The sequence below is a fragment of the Streptomyces siamensis genome, assembly GCF_039543605.1.
Lineage (GTDB): Bacteria > Actinomycetota > Actinomycetes > Streptomycetales > Streptomycetaceae > Streptomyces > Streptomyces siamensis.
On the sequence record NZ_BAABKB010000030.1, the window covers coordinates 232781 to 254853 of the forward strand.

A 22073-nucleotide genomic window follows, 5' to 3' on the forward strand; every position below is an offset into this window, starting at 1 on the left:
GGCGTCCAGGTGGCTCGTACGGGTGCTCCCGTCCGAGCCCGTCACGCGTACTGTCCGGCCCTGTAGTGCCCGGCCACCAGCCGGCAGGTCACGCCGAACCGGTTCCAGGCGTTGATCACCGTGATCGCGGCGATCAACTGGGCCAGTTCGGCCTCCTCGAAGTGCTTGGCTGCCTGCTCGTACACCTCGTCGGGCACGAAACCGTCCGTCAGGACCGTGACCGCCTCGGTCAGTTCGAGTGCCGCGACCTCCTTCTGCGTGTAGAAGTGCTTCGACTCCTCCCACGCGCCGAGCTGGATGATCCGCTCGACGCTCTCACCCGCGGCGATCGCGTCCTTGGTGTGCATGTCCAGGCAGAAGGCGCAGTGGTTGAGCTGCGAGGCGCGGATCTTCACCAGCTCAAGGATCACGGGGTCCAGGCCCTTACGGGCCGCCGCGTCGAGCTTGATCATCGCCTTGTACACGTCGGGGGCGAGCTTGGCCCAGTCCAGGCGGGGGCTGTGCTCGGGAACGTATTCGGTGGTGCGGCCGGTGGTCGTGGTGTCGTCATGCGTCGTCATGTGTCCCGACACTACGGGCGGAGTAGCCCAGGAGTATGGTCCATTTCCATGGCAGAGTCATGGGCCACTCTGGGGGCCGAGGGATTCGACCTCCATGTCGAGCCGACCGGGTCCGGGGTGCGCAAAGGGCTGACGGACGCGCTGCGCGAGGCCGTCCGCAGCGGCCGGCTCGCCCCCGGCACCCGGCTCCCCTCCTCCCGGTCGCTCGCCGTCGACCTGGGCATCGCCCGCAACACGGTCGCCGACGCGTACGCCGACCTCGTCGCCGAGGGCTGGCTCACCGCACGCCAGGGTTCGGGCACCAGGGTGGCCGAGCGGACGGTCGTACCGCCCGCCCCGGAGACGGCGCCGCGCCGCCGCGAGCAGGGGCGCCCCGTCTACGACCTCGCCCCCGGCAGCCCGGACCTCGCCTCCTTCCCGCGCACCGCATGGCTCAGGGCGGCCCGCCGCGCGCTGACCGCCGCACCGCACGAGGCCCTCGGCTACGGCGATCCGCGCGGCCGCCCCGAACTGCGCACCGCCCTGTCCGGCTACCTCTCCCGCGCCCGCGGAGTGCGGGCCGATCCGGAGCGCATCGTGATCTGCTCCGGCTTCGCCGACGGCCTGACGCTGCTCGGCGCGGTCCTGCGGCAACGCGGCGTGCGCTCCGTGGCCGTCGAGGCCTACGGGCTCGGCCTGCACTGGAACCTCCTGCACCGTTCGGGCCTGCGGACCGTCCCCCTGCCCCTCGACGGACTTGGCGCCCGCACCGACGGCCTGGCCGGGGTCGGAGCCGTCCTGCTCACGCCCGCGCACCAGTTCCCCATGGGGGTGCCGCTCCATCCGGAACGCCGTGCCGCCGTCGTGGACTGGGCCCGCCGCACCGGCGGCCTGATCCTGGAGGACGACTACGACGGCGAGTTCCGCTACGACCGCCAGCCCGTCGGCGCGCTCCAGGGACTGGACCCCCAGCACGTCGTCCACCTGGGTAGCGCGAGCAAGTCGCTGGCCCCCGCGCTGCGCCTGGGCTGGCTGGTCCTGCCGCCGTCGCTCGCACCCGAGGTCACCGCGCTCAAGGGCGGCGGGGGCTGGTCGACCGGGGCGCTGGACCAGCTCACCCTCGCGGAGTTCCTCACCTCCGGCGCCTACGACCGGCACGTCCGGGCGGCCCGCCTGCGCTACCGGCGGCGCCGCGACGCGCTGGTCGCGGCCCTCGCCGATCGCGCCCCGTCGGTCCACGCCACCGGAATCGCGGCCGGCCTGCACGCCGTCCTCAGGCTTCCCGCGGGTACCGAGCAGTCGGTGGTCCGGGCGGCGGCCTGGCAGGGCCTGGCCGTCCACGGCCTGACGCGCTACCGCCACCCCGACGCCGTCACGGAACCGCAGGACGCGCTGGTGGTGGGGTACGGGACACCGCCGGACCACGCGTGGTCGGGAGCGCTCGACGCGCTGTGCCGGGCGCTGCCCTGACCTGGATCCCGGCTCCGGCTCCCGTTTCCCGGCTCCCGGCCCGGGTTCAAGGTTGCCGCGAAGCCCGAGGGGACTGTCGCGCTCTCTGCGGCGGGGCCTCGCCGAGGGGGGCCGGGAGCGGCTTCTGCACCAGGGCCGGGCGGACGTGACCGCTGCCTGCCGAGCGGGCCGGGAGCGGCAGTGGCGCGCGCACCGGAGCCTCGCCGAAGCGGACCCGCTGCCTGCGGAGCAAGCCGGAGCGGATCCGCTGCCCGCCGAGCAAGCCCGGCGGCTACGTCGATTCCTGCACCGGGGCCTCACCGAAGCGGGCCAGCGCCAGCGCGCCGGCCACCGCCACCGCGAAGCCGAGGACAGCGAGCCAGGCGAGCCCCTCCCGCGTGCGGTCGCCCAGCCACACCACGCCCACCAGGGCGGGCCCGATCGTCTCCCCGATCACCAGCCCGGCGGTCGCGGTCGTCACGGAGCCGCGCTGAAGGGCCGAGGTGAGCAGCAGGAACGCCGCGCCGCCGCCGATGAGCAGCGCGTACGTCGCCGGATTGGCCAGCAGCGCACCGGGGTCGAGGTCGTCGATGAGCCGCACCGACACCTCGACCACACCGAAGCCGAAGCCGGCGCCGAGGCCGAGGACGAGCGGGCGCCGCCGCTCGGGCAGCCGGCCGCTCACGAGGCCCAGCAGCAGCACCGCCACGGCCGTGCCCAGCATCGCGTACTTCAGGGCCGCCGACCCCGGGCGGTCGCCCTCGGTGCCGGACGCCAGCCCCAGCATCGCGAGCCCCGCGCACACCAGTCCCACCGCGCCCCACTCGACCCGGCTCAGTCGCACCCGCAGCAGCCGTGAGGCCACCACCGCCGTCACGGCGAGGCTCGCGGCGAGCGCCGCCCCCACCGCGTAGATCGGAATCGACCGCAGCGCGGCGATCTGGAGCAGGAACCCGACCCCGTCGAGCGCGAGCCCGGCCAGATAGCGCCATTGCCGCAGCGCGCGCAGCAGCAGCGCCGCGTCCCCGCCCGGCCCGGTGCCGGCCGCCGCGCGCGCCGCCATCGCCTGGAGCACCGTCGCCGTTCCGAAGCAGACCGACGCACCAAGCGCGCACACCATTCCAAAGAGCACGAAGCGACTGTAGGGGAGCCCGCATCGCAGGGGGCCGTCGCACGCACGTCCTGCGGCGCTCTCTACTCTGATCGCCGAACGTCCAAGAAGAAGCACAAACGAAGCAAAGTCGAACCGAACGAATCAACGGGGGAACGGACATGGCGGACACACGTCGTCAACTGCGCTCGGGCACCGTCGTGCTCGGCGGCATGGGACTCCTCGCCGCCGCACTCACGGCCTGCTCCTCGGAACCGGACAAGCGCTGCGTCGACCGCGACAGCTACAACCTGGCCAAGGGCTACCGGGTCGTCGCCGACAAGAACTGCAAGTCCACCAAGGTGTCCGTCAACGGTAGTTGGTACTACGGCGGCAAGAAGAAGAGCGGCTGGGTCGACGGCGGTTCCTTCGTCAAGCCCGGCAAGGGTTCCGGCGGCTCCGGCGGCAGCCACAGCGGCGTCGACCGCGGCGGCTTCGGCAGCGGCAAGGGCAGCTCCGGCGGCTGAGCAGGAGACGTCCCGTGGAACGCCGCACCATCGCACCCCGCCCCGACTGGCAGCGGACCGTCGAGGAACAGGGCCTGATCTATCCGCTCACCCGCCACCCCGACAACTCCCTGCGCCCCTACTGGGACGAGAGCGCGTACTACGTCTTCTCGCTCCCCGAGGTCGAGGCGCTGGAGGAGGTCGTGGACGAACTGCACCGCATGTGCCTGGCCGCGGCCGAGCACATCGTCCGCACGGACCGCTTCGCCGACCTCGGCATCACCGACCCGCACGTCGTGCGGGCCGTCGCCGAGGCCTGGCGGCGACGCGCCGAACTCCCCTCCGTCTACGGTCGTTTCGACCTGCGCTACGACGGCACGGGCCCCGCCAAGCTGCTGGAGTACAACGCCGACACGCCGACCTCCCTCGTCGAGGCCGCGAGCCCGCAGTGGTTCTGGATGCAGGACCGCTTCCCCGGCGCCGACCAGTGGAACTCCCTGCACGAACGACTCGTCGCCGCCTGGAAGAAGCAGGCGCCCCTCCTGCCGCCGGGCAGCCCGCTGCACTTCGCGCACTCCTCCGCCGACGAACTCGGCGAGGACCTGATGACGGTCGCCTACCTCAAGGAGACCGCCGAGCAGGCGGGCCTCGACACCGACTGGATCTCCATGGAGGAGATCGGCTGGGATCCCCTCTCCGGCCGCTTCGTCGACAACTCGCTCCGCTTCATCCGCAGCTGCTTCAAGCTCTACCCCTGGGAGTGGCTCACCGCCGACCGCTTCGCCGGACACGTCCTGGACACCCTCGACAACGGCGGCGGCACGGGGACCACGCTGTGGATCGAGCCGGCCTGGAAGATGCTCCTGTCCAACAAGGCTCTCCTCGCGATTCTCTGGGAGCTCTACCCGGACCACCCGAACCTGCTCCCCGCCCACCTCGACGGCCCGCGCGAACTGGCCGCCGGCCGGGGCTACGTGGCCAAGCCGCTGCTCGGCCGCGAGGGCGCCGGGGTCACCGTGCACGAACCGGGCGCCGCCCCGGTCGTGCGTACCGACGAGCCCTGCGTCTACCAGGAGCTGGCCCCCCTCCCGTCCTTCGACGGCAACCGCGTCGTGCTGGGCGCCTGGGTCGTCGAGGACGAGTCGGCGGGCCTCGGCATCCGCGAGTCGTCCGGCCTGGTCACGGACGAGTACGCCCGCTTCCTGCCGCACGTGATCCTCTGACGACCCGGCGCGCGCGACCCCCGGCCGCCGCCCGGCGACACGGGGCCGAGCCGGGTCCCGTGACGCGTCGGGCACCCGCGCCCCGAGCCCGGCACCGTGCCTCGCCGGCCCCCGGACCCACCCTGCACCGGGACCCGGCGCATCCCGAGACGGTGCGCCGCGAACCCGGCACCGCGCCTGGTGCCCCCGGACCCGGCACCGTGCCTCGCCGGCTCCCGGACCCGGCGCGCCGCGCCTCGGCGACCCCGGGCCGCCCTGCCCCGGGACCGGGGAGCTGGAGCATCCCGGAGACGACGCGTCCCGGAGACTGCCCGGTCCCGACGGCTCCCGGCCCCGGCCCTAGGCCCCCAGCACCTCGCGAAGTCGGCCGAGCCCCCAGTCGAGGTCCTCCTCGGAGATGACCAGCGGCGGGGCGATCCGGATCGTGACGCCGTGGGTGTCCTTCACCAGGACGCCCCGGTCCACCAGCTTTTCGGAGATCTCCCGGCCCGTGCCGTACGCCGGGGCGATGTCGACGCCCGCCCACAGTCCGCGCCCGCGGACCTGTGTGACATGACCGGAGTCCTTCAACCGGCCCAGCTCCTGGTGCAGATGCGCACCCAGCTCGGCCGCCCGCCGCTGGTACTCGCCCGACCGCAGCATCGCGATCACCTCCAACGCCACCGCGCAGGCCAGCGGATTGCCCCCGAACGTCGAACCGTGCTCCCCGGGCCGGAACACCCCCAGCACGTCGGCGCCCGCCACCACCGCCGACACGGGGACGACCCCGCCCCCGAGCGCCTTGCCCAGCACGTACACGTCCGGCACGACCCCCTCGTGCTCGCACGCGAACGTCTTTCCCGTGCGGCCGAGACCCGACTGGATCTCGTCCGCGACGAACAGCACGTTCCGCTCGCGGGTCAGTTCCCGCACGCCCGGCAGATAGCCCGGGGGCGGCACCAGCACCCCCGCCTCGCCCTGGATCGGCTCCAGCAGCACGGCGACCGTGTTCTCCGTCAGCGCCGCCCGCATCGCGGTCAGGTCCCCGTAGGGCACGATCTCGAAGCCCGGCGTGTACGGCCCGAAGTCCGCCCGCGCCTCCGGGTCCGTGGAGAAACTGATGAGCGTGGTCGTACGGCCGTGGAAGTTGTTCCCCGCGACGACGATCTTCGCCCGCTCCGCGGGCACCCCCTTCACGCGGTACCCCCACTTCCGGGCCGTCTTCACCGCCGTCTCCACCGCCTCCGCGCCGGTGTTCATCGGCAGCACCATCTCCATGCCGCACAGTGCCGCCAGCTCCCGGCAGAAGTCCGCGAACCGGTCGTGGTGGAAGGCCCGCGACGTCAGCGTCACCCGCTCCAGCTGCGCCTTCGCCGCCTCGATCAGTCGCCGATTGCCGTGCCCGAAGTTCAGCGCCGAGTATCCGGCCAGCATGTCGAGATAGCGGCGCCCCTCGACGTCCGTCATCCAGGCCCCGTCCGCCGTCGCCACGACGACCGGCAGCGGGTGGTAGTTGTGCGCGCTGTGCGCGTCGGCCGAGGCGATGAACGCCTTCGTCGTCTCCGTAGCGGTCACGCGATCTCCGTTTCTTGACGAGCGGCACGGGGCGACGCGCGTGCCCGCGCACGGGGCGGCACGTGCCGCCCGGACCGGGCGGCTCGCGCTTCCCGACCACGGGCGGATACGTGCTCCCGGGCGGGGGACGGCATGTCCTCCCGGGCGGGGAGTGGCGCCCGCCGATGGTGGGCCCCGGCCTCCTTCCTACCGTCGCTCGCATGGTGGACCGGGGAACCCGCAGATCCGGCGCGCCCGGTAGGCTGACCGGCGGGGCCGTGACTGGCGCGCTGGGATGGGACCGACCATCGGGGAGCGGCCCCTCGAACTGTGTGCCGTGCGCCTGGGCCGACCCGTGAACGCTGAACACCACGTCCGGAGGCCGTCATGCCAGAGCCCCTTTCCACCGAGTCCACCGCGTTCCGCAGTGCCCTGGACGTGATCCGGGCCGTGGAGCCCCGCGTCGCCGACGCCATCGGCCAGGAGGTCGCCGACCAGCGCGACATGCTCAAGCTGATCGCGTCGGAGAACTACGCCTCCCCTGCCACGCTCCTCGCCATGGGCAACTGGTTCAGCGACAAGTACGCCGAGGGGACCGTCGGCCGTCGCTTCTACGCCGGCTGCCGCAACGTGGACACCGTCGAGGCACTCGCCGCCGAGCACGCCCGCGAACTCTTCGGCGCCGAGCACGCCTACGCCCAGCCGCACTCCGGCATCGACGCCAACCTCGTGGCCTTCTGGGCCGTCCTCGCCGCCCGCGTCGAGGCCCCCGCCCTGGAGCGCGCCGGAGTCCGCAACGTCAACGACCTCACCGAGGCCGACTGGGCCGAACTGCGCCACGCCTTCGGCAACCAGCGCATGCTCGGCATGTCCCTCGACGCCGGCGGCCACCTCACCCACGGCTTCCGCCCGAACATCTCCGGCAAGATGTTCGACCAGCGCTCCTACGGCACCGACCCCGCCACCGGGCTCATCGACTACGAGGCCCTGCGCACCTCCGCCCGCGAGTTCAAGCCGCTCATCATCGTCGCCGGCTACTCCGCCTACCCCCGCCTGGTGAACTTCCGGATCATGCGCGAGATCGCCGACGAGGTCGGCGCCACGCTCATGGTCGACATGGCGCACTTCGCGGGCCTCGTCGCCGGCAAGGTGCTCACCGGAGACTTCGACCCGGTCCCGCACGCCCAGATCGTCACCACCACCACGCACAAGTCGCTGCGCGGCCCGCGCGGCGGCATGGTGCTGTGCGACGAGAGCCTCGCCGAGCAGGTCGACCGCGGCTGCCCGATGGTCCTCGGCGGCCCCCTCCCGCACGTCATGGCGGCCAAGGCCGTCGCGCTCGCCGAGGCCCGCCGCCCCGAGTTCCGCGACTACGCACAGGCCGTCGTCGACAACTCCCGTGCCCTCGCCGAAGGCCTGATGCGCCGCGGCGCCACGCTGGTCACGGGCGGCACCGACAACCACCTCAACCTGATCGACGTCACCTCCTCCTACGGCCTCACCGGCCGTCAGGCCGAGTCCGCCCTGCTCGACTCGGGCATCGTCACCAACCGCAACGCCATCCCCGCCGACCCCAACGGCGCCTGGTACACCTCCGGCATCCGCATCGGCACGCCCGCGCTGACCACCCGTGGTCTGGGCACGGCCGAGATGGACGAGATCGCGGGCCTGATCGACCGCGTCCTGACGTCCGCCGAGCCCGGCACCACGGCCAAGGGCAGCCCGTCCAAGGCCCAGCACGTCCTGGACGCGAAGATCTCCGACGAGATCGCCCACCGCGCCACCGACCTGCTCGCCGGTTTCCCGCTCTACCCGGAGATCGACCTCGGCTGACGCGCCTCGCGCGGGCTACAGATCGATCAGCTCCTGTCGTGGTTCCCGCGGCGGTCCGGCAGCCTCACGCCGGGCCGCCGCGCGGCGTATCAGGACGGAGCCCCCTGTGCCGAGGACCAGCCCCGCCGCCAGCCCTGGCACCGCCCACCTCACGCTGTCCGCCACGTCCGGCTCCGCCACACGCCCCAAAGTGCTTCCCGAGCCGAACAGGGATCCCTCCTCATCCAGTTGGTCGAACACCGCGCGCGGCGCCCGGTGCCAGCGGATGTCGTCGTCCCGGACGTCGGGGGAAGGATCCGTCCGCACCCATGGAGTGCCGTCCGCGGCGACGAACACCTGGTCCTGACGCTCGATGGCGACATCGCCACCCGGTGCCCTGCTGGTCTGCGGCCAGCCCCCCACCCCTGTGAGCCCCCAGATCACGGTGGCCCGCACTTCGGGGAAACGGCCCTCCACCCATGCCTCGGGAACCCGCTCCGTCCCCGTGTACCGCGGGGAGAGCAGCCGCCACAGCCGTACGAAGTCCCGCTCCCCGGAGTGCAGCGAGGTCGCCCGTCCCGTGTCACCGGCGACGACCAGTGCCAGGTCGGGAGTGTCGGCCTTCGCCCGCGCCGAGCCGCGCGCCGCATCGTGTGCCGTATCCCGTGCGGAGGCCCGGGCGCCCGGAGTGCCGAGCGCGACCGACGCCACGACGACCAGCAACAGAAGCCACACCCGCCTCCCACCCGTCCCCGCTCGCCTCTCGCCGGTCCAGAGCCTTGCACCGGCCCTCGCTCGCGTCCCGCCGGTCCGCAGCCTCGTGCCTTCGGTCCCCACCCGCGTCCCGCCGGTCCACCACGCGGTCCCGCCGGTCCACCAAGTGGTCCCGCCGGTCCACGGCCCGCTTCCGTCGAGCTGTGGCCCCGTCGCGCCGAGCCGCGGCGCCATCCCGCCGGTCGACGGTCTTGTACGGCCCAGCCGGCGTTCCGGCCGGGCGAGGCGCCGGCTCCTCGTGCCGGGTCGCCGCCCCCGCCGGGCGGGCCGGGACCCCTCCTGACCGATCCGCAATCTCATCCGTCCCCCTCTTCCCCATGCGTCCCCCTCACCGGTCTGCCCGCCACCCCGCGGCTCCTCACATGTCCCGCAACTCCTGGTGAGGTTCACCCGTGCGAGGCCGCCACAGCCGGGCCAGCAGCGCCCCGGCCGCCGCTCCGGGCAGAGCCCACCACCAGTCGGTGCCGTCGTCGGAGGCGGCCGCGGCCGGCCTCGTCTTCGTCCCCGTGCGGACCTCCTCGGCCGGGGTCGGGGTCGCCGCGCCGGCGGAGTCGTCCGCCGACTCCCACGCGCCCGGGGGGATTCCCTCCGCCCCCTCGGGCGACGGTTTGCCCAGGACGCCGAGCTTCTTGAACAGCGCCCGCACCTGGGCGGGGTGCGCGGCCTTGTGCCAGTAGCCGTTCATGCTCCGGACGTCGGTGGCCGTGTGTATCCAGACCTCCTTGCCGCGCGACGAGTCCGGATAGACGCGGTCGACCCGCCACGGCGACACGTCGTGCGCCAGCCAGGTGACGTTGAGCTGACGCCCGCTCGCCACGCCCAGGCCCGGCGGCTCCTCACGGTCCCCCGCGTCGGGCTCGCCCAGCAGGCGCATCAACTCTCCGTACTCCTCGTCCGAGTGGTACAGCGAGGCGGTCTGCGCGCTCTCCGGCGAGACCACCAGCACGCTCGTCGGTCCACCGGCCGTCGCCGAGGGCGCCGCGATCAGCACCACCGCGAGCGCCACGGCCAACGCCCCCGTCACCGACAGCAGTTCACGAAGCCTGCGCATCCGGACCCCCAACCAGCCGGTCGTCCCGCGTGCGGCCCGCCCGCACGCGATGTCTCACTTCTGGTACACCGCTCGACCCGCCGGGGTTCCCACTCGGCACCGACGGATTCGCGCGCTGCCTCACCAGTAGGAAACACGTGCTATTTCAGCGACTTGGCGATCGCCACCGCCCGCTCCTTCGACGCCACGCCCTCCAGACGCAAGGTCACCTCACCGCCGGAGGGCAGCCACAGCAGCGTGGGCCCCGCGGTCCGCACCGAGCGGGTGAAGCGGCCACCGTCGTCGTCGACCAGCCAGAAACTCAGCAGATGCGGCTTCGCGAACCACAGGGCCTGGCGGCCGTAGTCCTCGGGGGCGCCGAGCGCCACCCACTCCGGAGGCTCACGCACCGTCTTGGAGAAGCCGATGTCGAGCTGCGCGGGGTACTCGTCCAGCCGGACCGTGCGCCCGTGCTCCTGCCAGCACAGGCTCATCAGCAGGCGCCCCTTCGGCTCACGCGTCACCGTCACCGCGTCGGGCACACCGAGGGCGCCGGGCACGAGCGGGGTGAACCCGGCCCGCCGTCCGGCCTGCGCCAGGGTCAGCGAAGGCCCGCACCCCGGTACCCGCGCGCCGGGCGAGGGCACCGCCGACGGGTCGTACCGCACCTCGACCCCGCCGAAGCCGAACCAGTCGACGACCGCGGCACGCACCGGAGGCGTGAGCACGAGGACCGTGAGCAGTCCGCACAGGCCCGCCGTCAGCCCGCGCCGGCGCGCCCGTGCCCAGCGCAGCACCGCCCGCATCCGGTCGCGGACGCCCGGCGGCTCGGCCACCGGGACCGGGATGTGCTCGGCGAGCATCTGCTCCAGCACGCGCTCGACCATCGACTCGCCGTCGGCCGCATCCGGCCGGTCCAGCGAGCGCCCGAGCGCCCGGAGCTCCTCCGGCAGCCGCGAGACGTCCTCGCCGCCCCGCCGCCTCCGGTCGCCGCGGGACCCGCCCCCGCCACTCCGCTCACTCATGCCCTTCACCCCCTTCCGGGTCCAGGGCCCCGAAGTCCGGCAGCAGCCGGCTCAGCTTGCGCAGGGCGCGGTTGAGCCGGGACTTCACCGTGCCGCGCGGCCAGCCCAGCGCCTCGGCCGTCTCGGGCTCGTCCATCTCCAGCAGATAGCGGTAGGTGACGACGAGGCGGTGCTCCTCGCTCAGCTGCTCCAGGGCGGCCAGCAGCGCCGTCCGGCGCTCCGTCTCCAGCGCCGCGACCGCCGGGTCCGCCGCTTCCGGTATCAGCGGCTCCGCCTCCACGAACGCGGCCTCCCGGCCCGCCAGGCTCCGCTGGCGCACCGCCGTCCGCACTGTGTTCCTCGTCTCATTGGCGACGATCGACAGCAGCCACGGCTTGAACGCCGCGCCGTTTCGGAAGCGCCCCAGCGAGCAGTACGCCTTGATGAAGGCCTGCTGCACCACGTCCTCCGCGTCCGCACCCGCCCCCAGCGCCCTGGCCGCCCTGATCGCGATGCCCGTGTGGGCACGGACCAGGTCCGCATACGCCTCCGGCTCACCGGCGCGTACGCGTGCGATCACCACGGCCTCGTCGACGACGATGCGGCCCCCCTCCCGCGTCCTCACACTCTTGTTACACCGCCGGAGGCGGATCGGTTCCCACCTGTTCCCGAGCAATGAGAGTCACCTGAGAGAATGGGCCCCATGGCCTCAGATCGTCCTCGCGTCCTCTCCGGGATCCAGCCCACCGCGGGCTCGTTCCACCTCGGCAACTACCTGGGCGCCGTCCGCCAGTGGGTGGCCCTCCAGGAGTCACACGACGCGTTCTACATGGTCGTCGACCTGCACGCGATCACCGTGCCGCAGGACCCCGCGGACCTGCGCGCCAACACCCGGCTCGCCGCCGCGCAGCTGCTCGCCGCCGGTCTCGACCCGGAGCGCTGCACGCTGTTCGTCCAGAGCCACGTCCCCGAGCACGCCCAGCTCGCCTGGATCATGAACTGCCTCACCGGCTTCGGCGAGGCGTCCCGCATGACCCAGTTCAAGGACAAGTCCGCCAAGCAGGGTGCCGACCGTGCCTCCGTCGGTCTGTTCACCTACCCGGTCCTCCAGGTCGCGGACATCCTGCTGTACCAGGCCAACGAGGTCCCGGTCGGCGAGGACCAGCGCCAGCACATCGAGCTCACCCGCGACCTCGCCGAGCGTTTCAACGGCCGTTTCGGCCAGACGTTCACGATCCCGAAGCCGTACATCCTCAAGGAGACGGCGAAGATCTTCGACCTCCAGGACCCGACGATCAAGATGAGCAAGTCGGCGTCGACGCCGAAGGGCCTCATCAACCTGCTCGACGACCCGAAGGCGACCGCCAAGAAGGTCAAGAGCGCGGTCACGGACACGGACACCGTCATCAGGTATGACGCGGACCTGAAGCCGGGTATCAGCAACTTGCTGACCATCTACTCGACCCTCACCGGCACCGGTATCGCGGAACTGGAGCAGAAGTACACCGGCAAGGGCTACGGTGCGCTCAAGACGGACCTCGCCGAGGTCATGGTCGACTTCGTGACGCCGTTCCGGGAGCGCACCCAGCAGTATCTGGACGACCCGGAGACGCTCGACTCGATCCTGGCCAAGGGCGCCGAGAAGGCGCGTGTCGTCGCCGCGGAGACGCTCTCCCAGGCGTACGACAGGGTCGGCTTCCTGCCCGCCAAACACTGACGGCCGACACCGCTGCCACGGCAGCGGTGCGACCGCACCTACCACAGCCCGTTCGGCAGTGCGTACGAGACGAGCGCGACACTCGTACGGCCGCCGCCGACGGGCCGTACCGCCGTACAGTCGAAAGCCGGACCGGCCGAGCAGCCACCCCTGCCCGCGCCGGGGCGGCGGACCTCGAAACAACGACAGGAGACGACGTGGGGACCGTAACGATCGGCGTGTCGATCGCGGTCCCGGAGCCTCACGGCAGCCTGCTCCAGGAGCGGCGCCTGAGCTTCGGCGACGCCGCGGCTTCCGGCATCCCCACGCACGTCACCCTGCTGCCGCCGACGGAGGTAGACGACTCGGCGCTGCCCGCGGTCGAGGCGCACCTCACCGGGGTCGCCACCGCCGGGCGCCCCTTCCCGATGCGGCTGTACGGCACGGGCACCTTCCGCCCCCTGTCGCCCGTCGTCTTCGTGCGGGTAGTCGAGGGGGCGGAGGCCTGCACCCGGCTCCAGATGCAGGTCCGGGACGCGTCCGGTCCCGTCGCCCGTGAGCTGCACTTCCCGTATCACCCGCACGTCACCGTGGCGCACGGCATCGACGACGTCGCGATGGACCGGGCCTTCGAGGAGCTGTCCGGGTACGAGGCCCAGTGGCCGTGCGCCGGATTCGCGCTCTACGAGCAGGGCGCCGACGGCATCTGGCGCAAGCTGCGGGAGTTCCCCTTCGGCGGCACGCTGGTGCCGCCGCAGGCGGGGGCACCCGAGGTCGACAGCACGCTGCCCGCCCGCTGAGCGCCCGGCGCCCGCCGGAGCGCCCTCGGGACGTCGCCCGGGGCGACCCCGCGGGTGCGTCACCGGACTCCCGGCCGCCGCGCGAGCACCCGGCATGCACGCCCTGCCGGGCCCGCGGCCCCGCGCCTCTCCAAGAGCCCGACCCTGCGCCCGCGCGGGTGTCAGATCGGCAGGCGCCGGAACAGCGGGCGCGGCAGGTGCCGCAGGGCCGCCATCACGAACCGCAGCGCCCCCGGTACCCACACCGTCTCCGAGCGTCGCCGCAGACCCGTCTCGACGGCCGCCGCGACCGCCTCGGGGGTGGTGGCCATCGGGGCCTGCGGCAGCCCCGCCGTCATCTTCGTCCGCACGAATCCGGGCCGTACGACCATCACGTGCACGCCCGTGCCGTACAGCGCGTCGCCCAGGCCCTGCGAGAAGGCGTCGAGGCCCGCCTTGCTGGAGCCGTAGATGAAGTTGGAGCGGCGGGCGCGTTCGCCGGCGACCGAGGAGAGGACCACGAGGGAGCCGTGCCCCTGGGACTGCAGTGCCCGCGCCGCGATCAGGCCCGCGGACACCGCGCCCGTGTAGTTGGTCTGCGCGACCCGCGCCGCGGCCAACGGCTCCTTCTCGTCCCGTGCCTGGTCGCCGAGGACGCCGAAGGCGAGCAGCACCATGTCGATGTCGCCCTCCGCGAAGACCTTGCCGAGCACGGTCTCGTGGGAGGCGCTGTCGAGGGCGTCGAAGGCGACGGTACGGACGTCCGCGCCCATCCCGCGCAGTTGCCCGGCGGCCTGTTCCAGCTCCGGCGACGGGCGTCCGGCCAGCCACACGGTGCGGGTGCGCCGGACGATCAGGCGCCGCGCGGTGGCCAGCGCGATCTCGGACGTACCGCCGAGGATCAGCAGGGACTGGGGGATGCCGAAGGCGTCCTTCATGGCAGCTCCTAAGGGCGAGAGAGGGCGGGCGACGGGGCGTGCGCGGACGACGGGGACGGGGCCGCGAAGGGCGTGCGGGAGGGGCGGCCGGCGCGCGCGACTAGAGGTCGAGGCGTCGGGACAGGTCGGAGGTGAAGACCCGCGCGGGGTCCAGTTCCTGCCGCAGGGCGCGGAACTCGGCGATCCGCGGATACATCCCGGCCAGCAGTTCGGGGCGCAGCCGCGCGTCCTTGGCCAGGTACACCCGGCCGCCGGCCGCGGCCACCTCCTCGTCCAGTTCGTCGAGGAAGGCGCCGAGCCCCGTCAGGTTCGCGGGGACGTCCAGGGCGAGGGTCCAGCCGGGCACGGGGAAGGACAGCCAGCCGGGGTCGGCCTCCCCGAAGCGCTTGAGGACGGCGAGGAAGGACGGGCACCGGCGCTCGGAGATACGCCGCACGATCCGGTGCAGGGCCTCCTCCTGTCCGTGTCCGACGACGAACTGGTACTGGACGAAGCCGCCGCGCCCGTAGACCCGGTTCCAGTGCGGAACGCCGTCGAGGGGGTGGAAGAAGGTCGAGATCTTCTGCAGCTCACCGGCACGCGCGCGTGGCGCCTTGCGGTACCAGAGCTCGTTGAACAGCCCCACCGTCGTGCGCCCCAGCAGGCCCTCCGGCACGAACGACGGGGCGGAGGGGAACTGCGCGGGCCGGAACGCCAGGGGGTGCCGGCGCGCGCGGGGCGGCAGCGCGTCCAGCGGCGCGTGCTCGCCCCGGGTCAGTACCGAGCGCCCCAGGGAGGTGCCGCGGGCGAGCAGGTCGATCCAGGCGACCGAATACCGGTAGCGGTGGTCGGTGGCGGTGAGGCGGGCCATCAAGTCGTCCAGGTCCGCGGCGCGTTCGGTGTCGACGGACATCAGCGCGGTCTCGACGGGCTGGAGTCGGACGGTCGCCGTGAGGATCACTCCGGTCAGGCCCATGCCGCCGGCCGTCGCGTCGAAGAGGGGGGTGCCGTGGCCGACCGTACGGATCCGGCCGTCGGCGGTGAGGAGTTCGAAGGAGAGGACGTGGCGGGCGAACGAGCCCGACACGTGGTGGTTCTTGCCGTGGATGTCCGCGCCGATCGCGCCGCCGACCGTCACATAGCGGGTTCCGGGGGTGACCGGCACGAACCAGCCGAGGGGCAGCAGGACTTCCATCAGCCGGTGCAGGGACACGCCGGCGTCGCACAGGACGGTGCCGCCGTCCGCGTCGATCGCGTGGATCCGGTCGAGGCCCGTCATGTCGAGCACGGCGCCGCCCGCGTTCTGCGCGGCGTCCCCGTACGCCCGTCCGAGGCCCCGGGCGATGCTGCCGCGTGCCCCGCACGCCCGGACCGCGGCCGCCGCCTCCTCGTACGTGCGCGGGCGGACCAGACGGGCGGCGGTCGGGGCGGTGCGGCCCCAACCCGTGACGGAGACGGTGTCGGCAGGCATGACCGTGACCGTAGCGCCGACAAGGGTGCATAACACCGGAATCATCCCCTACCTCACGGCTCCTCACCGAAATGGGTGATTAATGGGATGTCGTCCTAGATTGCCGTAATTCTGCGGCCACTCCCTAGAAGAGTGAGATCGCATGGACGACCTTGACGACCGGGACGACCGGGACGACGTGGATCGACGGCTCGACATGGACCACCGGCGTGACGCGCACGGGCTCGGCGAGGACGTGGACCGTCGACTGCTGGCCGCGCTCCACGAGTGCGGTACGGAACATCCGCGCGTGGCGGCCGTCGCGCGCGCCCTGTCCTGGAGCGGGGAGCACGGCGCGCTGTGGCTCGCGGCGGGGCTCACCGGGGCCGCCGTCGACCGTGAGCGGCGGGCCGCGTGGCTGCGCGCGACGGCGCTCACCACGACCGCGCACCTCGCCAGCATGGGGGTGAAGCGGATCGTGCGCCGCCCACGCCCGGCGCACCTGGTGCCGCTGGCGCGCACGGCCGGGCGCCACTCCTTCCCGAGCTCGCACGCCTCCTCGTCGGCGGCCGCGGCGGTCGCCTTCGGCGCGCTCGGCGCCTACGTGGCCACGCCGGTCGCCGCCGCGATGTGCCTCTCCCGGCTCGTCGTCGGCGTCCACTACCCCTCGGACGTCGCCGCGGGCGCCGCCCTCGGGGCCCTGACGGCCCGGCTGGGCGCCCGCTGGATCGGGGGCGGCCATGGCTGAGCGCACGGCGCTCCTGGAGCGCACACCGGCCGCCGCGGCACCGGAGCGGGGGCTGGGCGGTCTGGCCCGCGGTCTGCTCAGGACCGCCCGCCCCCGCCAGTGGGTGAAGAACGTGCTCGTCGTGGCCGCCCCGGCCGCCGCGGGACGGCTCTTCTCCGAGCACGCGCTCGTCCAACTCGCCCTCGTCTTCATGCTGTTCACCGCCTGTGCCGCCGCCGTGTATCTGATCAACGACGCCCGGGACGCCGACGCCGACCGGGCCCACCCGGTCAAGCGGCACCGCCCGGTCGCCGCGGGCCAGGTCCCCGTCCCGGTCGCGTACGCCGTCGGCGGCGCCCTCGCGGTCCTCGCGCCGGCCGCCGCGGCCGTGCTCTGCTCACCGGCCGTCGCCGCGTTGCTGACCGCGTACATCGGCATGCAACTGGCCTACTGCGTCAGCCTGAAGCACGTCCTGGTGGTCGACCTCGTCGTCGTCACGACCGGGTTCCTGATGCGCGCGATGGTCGGCGGGCTCGCCCTGGGCATCCCGCTCTCGCGCTGGTTCCTGATCACCACCGGCTTCGGGGCGCTGTTCATGGTCTCGGCGAAGCGTTACTCCGAGGCCGTGCAGATGGCCGGGAAGGCGGGCGCCACGCGCGCGTTGCTCACCGAGTACACCACCGGCTACCTGCGCTTCGTGTGGCAGCTGGCCGCCGGGGTCTCCGTCCTCGGCTACTGCCTGTGGGCCCTCGAAGAGGGCGGGGTGCCGAGCACCGGCCTGCTCCCGTGGCGGCAGCTGTCGATGGTGGCCTTCATCCTGGCGGTCCTGCGCTACGCCGTCTTCGCCGACCGCGGCACCGCGGGCGAGCCCGAGGACGTGGTCCTGCACGACCGTGCCCTCGCGCTCATCGGCCTGGTCTGGCTGGCGATGTACGGGCTCGCGGTGGCGAACTGGTGAGCGTCGCCCAGCGGGGGATCGGCCAGGAGCTCCTCGGCTTCGCCACCGCCGGAATCCTCGCCTACGTCACCGACCTCGGCCTGTTCGTCTGGCTGCGCGGGCCCGGGGGACTGGACCCGCTGACCGCCAAGGCGCTGTCGTTCGTGGCGGGCTGTTCGGTGGCCTACGCGGGCAACGCGCTCGGCACCTACCGGCACACGGCGGCGCGCGGCATGCGTCAGTACGCGGTCTTCTTCGCGGTGAACATCGCCGGCGCCCTCGTCCAGCTGCTCTGCATCGCCGTCAGTCACTACGGCCTCGGCTTCACCTCGCAGCGCGCGGACACCGTCTCGGGTGCCGGAATCGGCATGGCGATCGCCACTGTCCTGCGTTTTTGGGGTACCCGGACATTGGTTTTCCGAGGTGAGGGCAGAGTCGGATCATGGACTGGCTGAAGAAGCTCCCCGGCGTGGGGCCGTTGGTCACACGCCTGATGGCCACGCACGCGTGGCGCTCCTACGAGCGCCTGGACCGGGTGAAGTGGACGCGGCTCGCCGCGGCCATGACGTTCATCAGCTTCGTGGCGCTCTTCCCGCTGCTGACGGTCGCCGCGGCGATCGCGGCGGCCACCCTGAGCACCCAGCAGCAGAAGGACCTCCAGGACAAGCTGGCCGAGCAGGTGCCCGGGATCTCCGACCAGCTGGACATCAGCGGCCTCGTCCAGAACGCCGCCACGATCGGAGTGATCGCCGGCGTCTTCCTGCTGTTCACCGGCATCGGCTGGGTCGGCTCGATGCGGGAGTGCCTGCGGGCCGTCTGGGAGCTGCCGGACAGCGAGGAGAACCCCGTCCTGCGCAAGATCAAGGACACGGGTGTGCTCGTCGGACTCGGCGGCGCGGCGCTCGTCACCATCGCCGCCTCCACCATCGCGTCCACGACGGTGGGCTGGACGGCCCGACGGCTGTCCATCGACGAGAGCGGCTGGGGCGAGACGGTGCTCCAGGTGGCAGCGTTCGCCGTCGCCGTGCTCGGCGGGTTCCTGCTCCTGCTGTACCTCCTGACGCTGTTGCCCGGCGTCGAGCCGCCGCGCCACCGGCTGATCGTCGCCGCGCTGATGGGCGCGGCCGGCTTCGAGCTGCTCAAGCTGCTGCTCAGCGGCTACATGCGGGGCGTCGCCTCGAAGAGCATGTACGGCGCCTTCGGCGTGCCGATCGCGCTGCTGCTGTGGATCAACTTCACCGCGAAGCTGCTGCTGTTCTGCGCCGCCTGGACGGCGACGCCGAGCGACGAGTCCCCGGCGGAGGAGGACGCGCCGCCCTCGAAGGAGCCGGAGGCCCGGGGCGGCGGACCGGCGAGGGGCGGCGCGGCGCGTTCGCCGGTCAGCGGCGACGGCGCATCAGGTCGGGCAGCGGCCACCGGCGGTTGACGAGGAACACGCCCGCCGCGAGCAGGACGACGAAGCCGCCCGCCACCGCCAGCGCGATCCCGATGCCGCTCGAACCGCTCCGGGTGCCGGTGGCGGCCGCCACCGGCTTGCTGGACGCGCGGTCGTCCTCGGAGGTTCCGCCGGACGCCTTCGCGCCCGGCTGCGCGGTGGTGTCGACTCCCTTCGGCGGCACCAGTTCACCGACCGGCTGGATCTTGCCCGCGGCCCGGAAACCCCAGTCGAACAGCCGCGCGGTCTCCTTGTAGACCTCGTTGTGTTCGTTCTTCTCCGGGTTCATGACCGTGACGAGCAGCACCTTGCCGTCGCGCTCGGCGACACCGGTGAAGGTGGCGCCCGCGTTCGTGGTGTTGCCGTTCTTGACCCCGGCGATGCCCTGGTACGTGGAGATGTCGCTGTCGCCGGTCAGGAGACGGTTGGTGTTCTGGATCTCGAAGGACTCGCGGCTCTTCTTGCCCTTCTTGTTCTTCTTCGTCTCGCCCGGGAAATCGGCCCGCACCGTAGAGCAGTACTCCCGGAAGTCCTTCTTCTGCAGCCCCGATCGGGCGAACAGCGTCAGGTCGTACGCCGAGGACACCTGCCCCTTGGCGTCGTAGCCGTCCGGGCTGACCACGTGCGTGTCGAGGGCCTGGAGTTCGGTGGCGTGCGCCTGCATGTCCTTGACCGTCCGGTCGACGCCGTTGTTCATCGCGGACAGCACGTGCACGGCGTCGTTGCCGGAGCGCAGGAAGACGCCGAGCCACAGGTCGTGGACCGTGTAGGTCTCGTTCTCCTTTATCCCCACCATGCTGGAGCCCGAGCCGATGCCCGCCAGGTCGGAGGGGACCACCTTGTGCTCGGTGGACTTCGGGAACTTGGGCAGCACCGTGTCGGCGAACAGCATCTTCATGGTGCTCGCCGGGGGCAGCCGCCAGTGCGCGTTGTGCGCGGCCAGCACGTCACCGGACTCGGCGTCGGCGACGATCCAGGAGCGGGCGGTGAGGTCCTTGGGCAGGACGGGGGCGCCGCTGCCGAGGTCCACCTGGGTGCCCGGCCGGCCGAGCCGTTCGCCGCCGACGACCGACATGTCCGCCGGGGGAGTGGCGCTCGGGCTGGTGCTCGGTGAGGGGGATCCGTCGGCCAGGGCCGGGGCGGCCGTCAGCGAAAGGGACAACAGAGTGGCTGAAGTGACCAACAAGGAACGCTTGACGGTCTTTTTGGTGGCGGGCACGGTCGAGAAAGTACAGGGCTCCGGTCGGGAAGTCCCATCACCCTCCCCACCCCGACACCGGGTACCGGCCGACGGCGGCGATACTGAACCCATGAAGCTCAGCCGCCCCGTGTCCTGGTTCCTGCTCGCCTTCGGGGTGTGGAGCTGGGTCATTTGGGTCACTTTCATCAAGAATCTGTACAAGGACGGCAGCGGGCTCGCGTTCGACGACGCGGGCGATCCGACGGCGTACTTCTGGGTGCACCTGACGCTCGCCGTCGTCTCCTTTGTCTTGGGGACGGTCGTCGGGGTCATCGGGTTGCGCGGGGTACGCGCTTTGCGCCGGACGTCATGACGGGGGATTCCGCGACGTGGTGATCGTGTTCGTACTGGTGGGTCTCGCCGTGCTGGCGGCCTTCGGCGCACTGCACTGGTACGCGTGGCGGCGCCTCGTGCGGGACACCACGTCCGGGCCGGGGCTCGCGCGCCGTTCGGGCACCGTGCTCTTCGTCGCGGGACCGCTGCTGATGTTCGGCGCGGTCGCGAGCGAGCGCGCGGGGGCACCGTTCTGGCTCCAGCAGGTGCTGGCGTGGCCCGGGTTCCTGTGGATGGCGCTGTCCCTCTACCTGTTGCTGGCGCTCCTGGCGGGGGAGGTCCTGCGGCCGCTCGCGCGATGGGCGCTCACCCGGCGGGGCGCCGCGGCCGGGCAGCCGTCCGCCGCCGAGGACGGGGCCGCCGTCGCCGGGGCACCGGCCGCGGTCGGCACGGGGGCGCGCGACGTCACCGTCGGCTCGGCGCCGCGTCGCGGCGTGCCCGAAGGGGCCGGCGCGGAGCCGGGTGCTCGCGCCGCGGGCCTCGCCGACCCGCCGTCCGACGGCCGGAGCGATGGCTCGACCCCTTCGGCGGAGCCGGGCGCCCCGGGAGGATCCACCCGGGACGCGGCCGGAGTCACCGGGCCCTCCCGGCGGCTCTTCGTCTCGCGGGTGGTCGGAGGCGCGGCCGCCGCCGCGGCCGTGGGGACGGTCGGATACGGGACGTACGGGGTCCTGCGCGGGCCCGCGGTGAAGCGGGTCACCGTGCCGCTCGCCAAGCTGCCGCGTTCCGCGCACGGCTTCCGGATCGCGGTGGTCAGCGACATCCACCTCGGCCCGGTGCTCGGGCGGGGCTTCGCGCAGAAGGTCGTCGACACGGTCAACTCCACACAGCCCGATCTGATCGCCGTGGTCGGTGACCTGGTCGACGGCAGTGTGAAGGACCTCGGACCCGCCGCCGCGCCCCTGGCCGGACTGCGCGCCCGCCACGGGGCCTTCTTCGTCACCGGGAACCACGAGTACTTCTCCGGCGCCGAGCAGTGGGTCGGGCAGGTGCGGGAGCTGGGCATCCACCCGCTGGAGAACGCGCGCACCGAGCTGGCCGGATTCGATCTCGCGGGCGTCAACGACGTGCAGGGCGAGAACGAGGGCCAGGGGCCCGACTTCGGCCGGGCGCTCGGGGACAGGGACACCTCGCGGGCCTGCGTGCTCCTCGCCCACCAGCCCGTACAGATCCACGAGGCCGTGCGCCACGGCGTCGACCTCCAGCTGTCCGGGCACACCCACGGAGGGCAGTTGTGGCCCGGGAACCTGATCGCGGACGCCGCCAACCCGACGCTCGCCGGACTGGAGCGCTACGGGGACACCCAGCTCTACGTCTCCCGCGGCGCGGGAGCCTGGGGGCCGCCGACCCGGGTGGGCGCGCCCTCGGACATCACGGTCGTCGAACTGGCCTCCCGGCAGGCGTGAGAACCGGCTCCGGGGCCCGCGGGAACGGGCTCCGGAGCAACGGGGGAAAGGGCCCCGGAGAAGTCTGGGAACCAGCTGTGAAACAGGCCTGAAATGAACGTTCGGATCCGCCCGGTCCAGGTTTCACAAAGCCCCTCCCTCGGCGGAAACACCTGTGGTTAGGTGATCCGCGTCACTAGGGGAGTGACTCGCG

The 22073-nt window shown here is 72.7% G+C and carries 22 protein-coding genes and 1 riboswitch; of the genes, 12 read left to right on the forward strand and 10 right to left on the reverse strand.

Translation table 11 applies throughout. The features are described 5' to 3' along the window. Window positions 1-41 precede the first annotated feature (41 nt). Window positions 42-560: a carboxymuconolactone decarboxylase family protein gene (locus ABEB03_RS31825; protein WP_345656294.1), complete on the reverse strand. Its 519-nt coding sequence runs from the start codon at window positions 558-560 to the stop codon at window positions 42-44. Window positions 561-608: 48 nt separating this feature from the next. Between ABEB03_RS31825 and pdxR the strand changes: the two genes are divergently transcribed. Continuing rightward, entirely contained in the window at window positions 609-2009 is a 1401-nt protein-coding gene (gene pdxR, locus ABEB03_RS31830; protein ID WP_345656295.1) for a MocR-like pyridoxine biosynthesis transcription factor PdxR, read from the forward strand. Between the two features lie 271 nt (window positions 2010-2280). Here the strand turns inward: pdxR and ABEB03_RS31835 are convergent, their stop codons facing one another. Further along, window positions 2281-3108 (reverse strand): DMT family protein, encoded by an 828-nt coding sequence (locus ABEB03_RS31835; RefSeq protein ID WP_345656458.1) that lies wholly within the window; start codon window positions 3106-3108, stop codon window positions 2281-2283. A 152-nt stretch (window positions 3109-3260) separates the two neighbouring features. Here ABEB03_RS31835 and ABEB03_RS31840 point away from each other — a divergent pair, with 152 nt between their 5' ends. Next, a complete protein-coding gene (locus ABEB03_RS31840) occupies window positions 3261-3605 on the forward strand; it encodes a hypothetical protein (protein WP_028802906.1) in 345 nt (114 codons plus the stop codon). A 14-nt stretch (window positions 3606-3619) separates the two neighbouring features. Continuing rightward, window positions 3620-4807 carry a glutathionylspermidine synthase family protein gene (locus tag ABEB03_RS31845; protein WP_345656296.1) on the forward strand — a complete coding sequence of 396 codons (1188 nt, stop codon included), beginning with the start codon at window positions 3620-3622 and terminating at the stop codon, window positions 4805-4807. 339 nt (window positions 4808-5146) lie between these two features. Here ABEB03_RS31845 and rocD read toward each other — a convergent pair whose 3' ends face one another. Further along, window positions 5147-6361 (reverse strand): ornithine--oxo-acid transaminase, encoded by a 1215-nt coding sequence (rocD, locus tag ABEB03_RS31850; protein WP_257004915.1) that lies wholly within the window; start codon window positions 6359-6361, stop codon window positions 5147-5149. Between the two features lie 247 nt (window positions 6362-6608). Then, window positions 6609-6696: riboswitch (ZMP/ZTP riboswitch) on the forward strand. 31 nt (window positions 6697-6727) lie between these two features. Between rocD and ABEB03_RS31855 the strand changes: the two genes are divergently transcribed. Then, window positions 6728-8173, forward strand: a complete 1446-nt coding sequence (locus ABEB03_RS31855; RefSeq protein ID WP_345656297.1) for a glycine hydroxymethyltransferase — start codon at window positions 6728-6730, stop codon at window positions 8171-8173. Between the two features lie 15 nt (window positions 8174-8188). Here the strand turns inward: ABEB03_RS31855 and ABEB03_RS31860 are convergent, their stop codons facing one another. The 4 genes from ABEB03_RS31860 to ABEB03_RS31875 all read right to left on the reverse strand — a co-directional run bounded on the left by ABEB03_RS31860 (window position 8189) and on the right by ABEB03_RS31875 (window position 11585). Then, window positions 8189-8887 (reverse strand): hypothetical protein, encoded by a 699-nt coding sequence (locus ABEB03_RS31860; RefSeq protein WP_425589329.1) that lies wholly within the window; start codon window positions 8885-8887, stop codon window positions 8189-8191. A gap of 397 nt (window positions 8888-9284) precedes the next feature. Beyond that, on the reverse strand, window positions 9285-9977 hold the full coding sequence (locus tag ABEB03_RS31865; RefSeq protein ID WP_345656298.1) for a hypothetical protein: 693 nt from the start codon (window positions 9975-9977) through the stop codon (window positions 9285-9287). Between the two features lie 140 nt (window positions 9978-10117). Further along, entirely contained in the window at window positions 10118-10981 is an 864-nt protein-coding gene (locus ABEB03_RS31870) for a hypothetical protein (protein WP_345656299.1), read from the reverse strand. Continuing rightward, the gene (locus tag ABEB03_RS31875) at window positions 10974-11585 is read right to left on the reverse strand and encodes an RNA polymerase sigma factor (RefSeq protein WP_345656300.1); all 612 of its coding nucleotides are present in this window, start codon (window positions 11583-11585) and stop codon (window positions 10974-10976) included. The genes ABEB03_RS31870 and ABEB03_RS31875 overlap by 8 nt, the downstream gene beginning before the upstream one ends. Window positions 11586-11663: 78 nt before the next feature. Between ABEB03_RS31875 and trpS the strand changes: the two genes are divergently transcribed. Together trpS and ABEB03_RS31885 are read left to right on the forward strand one after the other, a co-directional pair. Beyond that, window positions 11664-12677, forward strand: coding sequence for a tryptophan--tRNA ligase (gene trpS, locus ABEB03_RS31880; RefSeq protein ID WP_028802914.1), 1014 nt, complete (start codon window positions 11664-11666; stop codon window positions 12675-12677). 197 nt (window positions 12678-12874) lie between these two features. Then, on the forward strand, window positions 12875-13456 hold the full coding sequence (locus tag ABEB03_RS31885) for a 2'-5' RNA ligase family protein (RefSeq protein WP_345656301.1): 582 nt from the start codon (window positions 12875-12877) through the stop codon (window positions 13454-13456). 161 nt (window positions 13457-13617) lie between these two features. On the opposite strand, the gene ABEB03_RS31890 is transcribed toward ABEB03_RS31885, so the two are convergent. After that, window positions 13618-14373: a decaprenylphospho-beta-D-erythro-pentofuranosid-2-ulose 2-reductase gene (locus tag ABEB03_RS31890; protein WP_095936164.1), complete on the reverse strand. Its 756-nt coding sequence runs from the start codon at window positions 14371-14373 to the stop codon at window positions 13618-13620. 100 nt (window positions 14374-14473) lie between these two features. Beyond that, complete coding sequence (locus tag ABEB03_RS31895; RefSeq protein ID WP_345656302.1) at window positions 14474-15823, reverse strand: FAD-binding oxidoreductase; 1350 nt, start codon at window positions 15821-15823, stop codon at window positions 14474-14476. Between the two features lie 196 nt (window positions 15824-16019). Between ABEB03_RS31895 and ABEB03_RS31900 the strand changes: the two genes are divergently transcribed. From ABEB03_RS31900 to ABEB03_RS31915, 4 genes are read left to right on the forward strand one after another with little or no spacing between them, the layout of a single operon-like run. Further along, a complete protein-coding gene (locus ABEB03_RS31900) occupies window positions 16020-16550 on the forward strand; it encodes a phosphatase PAP2 family protein (RefSeq protein WP_345656460.1) in 531 nt (176 codons plus the stop codon). Then, window positions 16543-17487 carry a decaprenyl-phosphate phosphoribosyltransferase gene (locus ABEB03_RS31905; protein WP_345656303.1) on the forward strand — a complete coding sequence of 315 codons (945 nt, stop codon included), beginning with the start codon at window positions 16543-16545 and terminating at the stop codon, window positions 17485-17487. Before ABEB03_RS31900 ends, ABEB03_RS31905 begins: the two co-directional genes overlap by 8 nt. Beyond that, window positions 17484-17921, forward strand: coding sequence for a GtrA family protein (locus ABEB03_RS31910; RefSeq protein WP_345656304.1), 438 nt, complete (start codon window positions 17484-17486; stop codon window positions 17919-17921). The genes ABEB03_RS31905 and ABEB03_RS31910 overlap by 4 nt, the downstream gene beginning before the upstream one ends. Then, window positions 17909-18892, forward strand: a complete 984-nt coding sequence (locus tag ABEB03_RS31915) for a YihY/virulence factor BrkB family protein (protein ID WP_345656305.1) — start codon at window positions 17909-17911, stop codon at window positions 18890-18892. Before ABEB03_RS31910 ends, ABEB03_RS31915 begins: the two co-directional genes overlap by 13 nt. On the opposite strand, the gene ABEB03_RS31920 is transcribed toward ABEB03_RS31915, so the two are convergent. Further along, window positions 18846-20120, reverse strand: a complete 1275-nt coding sequence (locus ABEB03_RS31920) for a D-alanyl-D-alanine carboxypeptidase family protein (RefSeq protein WP_345656306.1) — start codon at window positions 20118-20120, stop codon at window positions 18846-18848. The two genes, ABEB03_RS31915 and ABEB03_RS31920, sit on opposite strands and share 47 nt — an antisense overlap. A 91-nt stretch (window positions 20121-20211) precedes the next feature. On the opposite strand from ABEB03_RS31920, the gene ABEB03_RS31925 reads away from it, so the two are divergent. Then, the gene (locus tag ABEB03_RS31925) at window positions 20212-20454 is read left to right on the forward strand and encodes an SCO4848 family membrane protein (protein WP_028802923.1); all 243 of its coding nucleotides are present in this window, start codon (window positions 20212-20214) and stop codon (window positions 20452-20454) included. Window positions 20455-20470: 16 nt separating this feature from the next. Further along, window positions 20471-21880 carry a metallophosphoesterase gene (locus tag ABEB03_RS31930; RefSeq protein ID WP_345656307.1) on the forward strand — a complete coding sequence of 470 codons (1410 nt, stop codon included), beginning with the start codon at window positions 20471-20473 and terminating at the stop codon, window positions 21878-21880. Window positions 21881-22073 lie beyond the last annotated feature (193 nt).

Excerpts from the sequence above, each read along its gene's own strand:
- ABEB03_RS31900 (WP_345656460.1), top strand. The coding sequence starts at position 16,020 with ATGGACCACCGGCGTGACGCGCACGGGCTCGGCGAGGACGTGGACCGT.
- ABEB03_RS31825 (WP_345656294.1), bottom strand. The coding sequence starts at position 560 with ATGACGACGCATGACGACACCACGACCACCGGCCGCACCACCGAATAC.
- ABEB03_RS31865 (WP_345656298.1), bottom strand. The coding sequence starts at position 9,977 with ATGCGCAGGCTTCGTGAACTGCTGTCGGTGACGGGGGCGTTGGCCGTG.
- ABEB03_RS31840 (WP_028802906.1), top strand. The coding sequence starts at position 3,261 with ATGGCGGACACACGTCGTCAACTGCGCTCGGGCACCGTCGTGCTCGGC.
- ABEB03_RS31835 (WP_345656458.1), bottom strand. The coding sequence starts at position 3,108 with ATGGTGTGCGCGCTTGGTGCGTCGGTCTGCTTCGGAACGGCGACGGTG.
- ABEB03_RS31925 (WP_028802923.1), top strand. The coding sequence starts at position 20,212 with ATGAAGCTCAGCCGCCCCGTGTCCTGGTTCCTGCTCGCCTTCGGGGTG.
- ABEB03_RS31905 (WP_345656303.1), top strand. The coding sequence starts at position 16,543 with ATGGCTGAGCGCACGGCGCTCCTGGAGCGCACACCGGCCGCCGCGGCA.
- ABEB03_RS31870 (WP_345656299.1), bottom strand. The coding sequence starts at position 10,981 with ATGAGTGAGCGGAGTGGCGGGGGCGGGTCCCGCGGCGACCGGAGGCGG.
- ABEB03_RS31895 (WP_345656302.1), bottom strand. The coding sequence starts at position 15,823 with ATGCCTGCCGACACCGTCTCCGTCACGGGTTGGGGCCGCACCGCCCCG.
- ABEB03_RS31890 (WP_095936164.1), bottom strand. The coding sequence starts at position 14,373 with ATGAAGGACGCCTTCGGCATCCCCCAGTCCCTGCTGATCCTCGGCGGT.
- ABEB03_RS31915 (WP_345656305.1), top strand. The coding sequence starts at position 17,909 with ATGGACTGGCTGAAGAAGCTCCCCGGCGTGGGGCCGTTGGTCACACGC.
- pdxR (WP_345656295.1), top strand. The coding sequence starts at position 609 with ATGGCAGAGTCATGGGCCACTCTGGGGGCCGAGGGATTCGACCTCCAT.
- trpS (WP_028802914.1), top strand. The coding sequence starts at position 11,664 with ATGGCCTCAGATCGTCCTCGCGTCCTCTCCGGGATCCAGCCCACCGCG.
- ABEB03_RS31855 (WP_345656297.1), top strand. The coding sequence starts at position 6,728 with ATGCCAGAGCCCCTTTCCACCGAGTCCACCGCGTTCCGCAGTGCCCTG.